The organism is Corynebacterium phoceense, assembly GCF_900092335.1.
GTDB lineage: Bacteria > Actinomycetota > Actinomycetes > Mycobacteriales > Mycobacteriaceae > Corynebacterium > Corynebacterium phoceense.
The window spans coordinates 1-3,806 of the sequence record NZ_LT596214.1; the positions used below are offsets into that span (position 1 = coordinate 1).

General features: G+C 51.3%; 3 protein-coding genes. 1 reads left to right on the plus strand and 2 read right to left on the minus strand.

The features are described from left to right. Positions 1-44 precede the first annotated feature (44 nt). Both BN9444_RS13295 and BN9444_RS13955 read right to left on the minus strand, forming a co-directional pair. Positions 45-1,427: an IS3 family transposase gene (locus BN9444_RS13295; RefSeq protein ID WP_077210023.1), complete on the minus strand. Its 1,383-nt coding sequence runs from the start codon at positions 1,425-1,427 to the stop codon at positions 45-47. A gap of 262 nt (positions 1,428-1,689) precedes the next feature. Then, positions 1,690-2,916 (minus strand): tyrosine-type recombinase/integrase, encoded by a 1,227-nt coding sequence (locus BN9444_RS13955; RefSeq protein WP_231732315.1) that lies wholly within the window; start codon positions 2,914-2,916, stop codon positions 1,690-1,692. A gap of 56 nt (positions 2,917-2,972) precedes the next feature. Between BN9444_RS13955 and BN9444_RS14425 the strand changes: the two genes are divergently transcribed. Beyond that, positions 2,973-3,356: a hypothetical protein gene (locus tag BN9444_RS14425; RefSeq protein WP_141681490.1), complete on the plus strand. Its 384-nt coding sequence runs from the start codon at positions 2,973-2,975 to the stop codon at positions 3,354-3,356. The last annotated feature ends 450 nt before the right edge of the window (positions 3,357-3,806 follow it).

The window sequence follows — 3,806 nt, forward strand, 5'->3', positions numbered from 1 at the left end:
CGGGTTAAGGGACAGAAGGGGATGCGGACATTTTTTAGGAATGTTTAGAGTAGCAGTTCGCGCCTGCGTTGATTGATGCTTAATCCATCGAACTCAAGCTTGATTCTATGTTCGTTATAGAAGCCAACATATTCATGAATTGCTTGCTCTAATTCATCACAATGGGGCCACTTACGTCCATAGAACATCTCATTTTTCATTCTGCCGAACAATCCCTCGCACGCTGAATTGTCGGGCGAACATCCCTTCTTCGACATCGAACGCGTAAAGCCGATGTCCTGTGAGGCTTGAATCCAACTGTTGCCCCGATAATGGCAACCTCGATCGGAATGAACTACTAGTTTTGCGGGGTCAGGCGGTGCATTGTTTTCAAGCGCCTGCTTCAGACAGTCGTCGGCAAGCTGCTGATTAGGGTGTCGGCTCGTTGTCGCCCCAACAATCTTTCCATCGAAACAGTCCACTAACGCCGAAAAGTATATTTTCCCGTCATCAGCAGGAAACTCAGAAATATCCGTCAACCACAATAAACCCGGCGCTTCGGCATGAAAATTTCGTTTAACCAGATTCGGTGGCGCCTCCGAAATCTCACCACGATAGGACGAATAGCGACGCCTTTTCTTCACGTAGCGCACCGTGAGTCCTTCGGCAGAGATGATTCGACGCACGACTTTCTCACTGACCTTGATACCCAGTTTCTTCAACTGGATCCATACGCGACGATATCCATAGCTGAATCCAGAATGCTCGACGATTTTGGTTACCACCTCTGTCAGTTCTGCATATTTTGACGGGCCATTTAGGGCTTTGAGCTGGTAATAGAAGCTGGATGAAGAGAGACCAACAATGTCGAGCAACAATGAAATTGGAAAAGAAGACCGTAACGCATCGACCACAATGGCTTTGAACTTGTTACTGAGGTTGGCTGGGTCGATGCTGTCGTCTTTTTTTAATTCTTCCAGTTCTTTTTCTAACACGGCCTTTTCTGCTGATAGGCGTGCTGCCAGCTTCTTGAGTTCAGCCGCATCATCTGGAAGCGATTTCTCAAAGGCTTTACGAGTAACAATGCCGGCAGACTGTTTGCGTTCAGTTGCGCTCATCAAGCCCCACTTTCCTTCTTCGCGGAATCGTTGGGCCCAAGCATAGACGCTCATTTTCGAGTTCAGCGAAAGCTCAGATGCGATGGCCTCAGGAGACATACCAGCGGTAAAAAGCTCAACGGCTTTGAGCTTTGTCGCAAGTGGGTAGCGCTTTAAGGTCGTACGCCGAATGGGGGCAGCTGGGGGTACATCACGCTCTCTGATCCATCGATGGAGTGTCCAACGGCCTGGGTAGCCCAACTCGCGAACGGTCTTGGTAGCAGATTGTGTTCTATCGAATACCTCTAATGCCTTAAGCCGCTGGGCATCCGTGTATCGCACATTAGTCATACGGGAAATCCTCCAAGATTTCGTCCGCATGCCCTTTTGTCCCTTAACCCGCCCCTAGCCCCCCTAGCCCGAAAGTTCAGAAAACATCAAAAGTCCCTCTCCCGAAGGAGAGGGACTTAAGAACTTTGTAGCGGGGGCAGGATTCGAACCTACGACCTCTGGGTTATCGGATTACATTCGAGCCTAACAGGCATTATTCGATTCTGACCATGCTGTTTAGAGGCATTTTCGATCATTTAGAACCATTTAGAATCATCCAGAATCATCCCTCTAGTGCACCATCTAGTGCACCACCTTCAAGTGCCGACTGCATGGCCGAAACGTCGGTAAGGTCCGTGTAGTTTCGGGCGTTCATGGCCTCAGTGTGACCAAAGAATGCGCTGCGAATCTCGGCGGGAACTCCGCGAGCAATTGCTCGGTTGTTGAGTACCGTGCGCCAAGCGTGTGATCTCATAGAAGAAACAACCTCATCTTCCAGTTGAACGCCAATGTCCTTATAGAGCGCCGCACATGCCTTAACGGCGTTGTCCGTCCGCCAGTGCAAGTGCACATCCCCCGGCGCCGGGATAAGCGGATCACCGGGACCAATTGTTTCGATTCGCTCTCGCCAGAACTTTTCGCATCTTTTGTCCAGCATCGGCACGGTACGTCCCCTATGCGTCTTTGACCGTTCCGCCTGAACTGTTATTGCCAGTGAGTTCTGCGTGATAGTTACATCCTCACGGGTAAGCGCGAGCGCTTCACTAATACGCAATCCTGTACCGGCCTGGAGAATAGTTAGAGCGACCGTTAACTCATGCTTCCTAATAGATGTGTGCCGCCTATCCGTTCCCGGCGGTATAGGCCCTGCTGTGTCTCGCACCAAAAGATGATCAACAACAGCGTCATACTGAGCATCCGTAAGCGCATGCGATTGTTTAGGCTTGTTCCCCTTGCGAGTGTCCCCGAGATCTATTGATATGCCTCGCAGTGGGTTATGTTCGATAACCCCTTCACGGATGAGTTGGTCTAACACGTACTTGCTTAAGACCGTGCGCGCTTGTCGCGCGGACTCGGCACCATGGCCTGTCCCTATGTCCTGCAACGCCTTTTCAAGAGTCCTAAATCTCACGGCGTGGCCGATCGTGAGTCCATCAAGATGGCGGCGTAGCTGTGATAAGGCTAGTTCATAGCGCTTTCTCGTGTTCAATCTCAGGCGCGCGGCTTTAACCGCTGGTTCACTCACCTCATCCATAAAGGTCGTAAGGCGTTGCGCCTTCGTCCAGCTACTCGCTGACGTATTGAGGATAACATCAATCTTTTCTCGTGCCTTGGTCCGAAATTCACCTTTCGTCTTCGCGCGGATGTGAATGCGTTTGGAGCGCCCTTCCCAAGTCTTGACGGTGACAAACGCGTCAAACGGCCCTCGTGAGAGCGTGTCCAGGACTCGCTCAACAGTATCTTCGCCCGGCTGTAGTGGTGCGCGTGATGCTTGTTGCCTCTTTACCATACACAAGACTATAGCACCACTTTTGTAATGGTTCGAATGTTGGTAGCCTGGTAAACATGAACACACAACGCCCAGCCCCCTGGGACTCCCCCGAACTCGTACAGCTCCGGCTCGATGATGGCGCAACCCCTGAGGAAGAATATGAAGCTGAGCGCGCAGCGCTCGGACGCGACCTCAAGATCATCAATGCTCGCCTCGAGGAGTTAACTACTCAGATTAAGACCGCACATGGCGATAGAGCGCTTGCCTCGGCCAGGCGTGAACTGAAACTAGCGAAGAAGAAGCTCACAGATCGCCTACGCGTGATTCGATATGGACGACTGCCTGCGCCAGGCCTTATAGCTGAATTGGCGCCCACTGCCTATGCGGGCTTCCACTGGCCTTTACCCTCTAAGACCAATCTCCCCGTTGATAAATGGTTTCCACCCCTGATCAAATAGTTATAACGGTCGAAAATGGTTCACAGCCGTCGATTAGCAGTGTTCTACCACACCGCTCAAGAGAAAACCCCATTACACGCAACAGTGGAGGCACTAACATTGAAACCACGAAGCACACACGGCAGCCGAACGAGGACGCGAGGCAGCGATATACATATAGCGAAAAGAAGCAATTTACGAAACGCGAAAACATAGCTCGAACAGCGGACATGCATTGTGTTTCACTATTTCTCACCCGTTGACGGGCCTCTAATCGAAGTAAGACACCTTGCACTGTTTGTGTGTTATGCCACACATTGACCAGCCTCCACGTCAACCCCCATAGCGAGCACCTTTGCATGACCTGTGCCACCAAGAGCGCCTCGGAACCATAATACGGCTCTTCCGGTTTTAGAGTGCATTGATTAGTTCGCCGGGGGTTCGGGCGTGGCACAAGATATTGGGGTCCTT

Coding starts and splice junctions, on each gene's coding strand:
- BN9444_RS13295 (WP_077210023.1), bottom strand. CDS start 1,427: ATGACTAATGTGCGATACACGGATGCCCAGCGGCTTAAGGCATTAGAG.
- BN9444_RS13955 (WP_231732315.1), bottom strand. CDS start 2,916: ATGGTAAAGAGGCAACAAGCATCACGCGCACCACTACAGCCGGGCGAA.
- BN9444_RS14425 (WP_141681490.1), top strand. CDS start 2,973: ATGAACACACAACGCCCAGCCCCCTGGGACTCCCCCGAACTCGTACAG.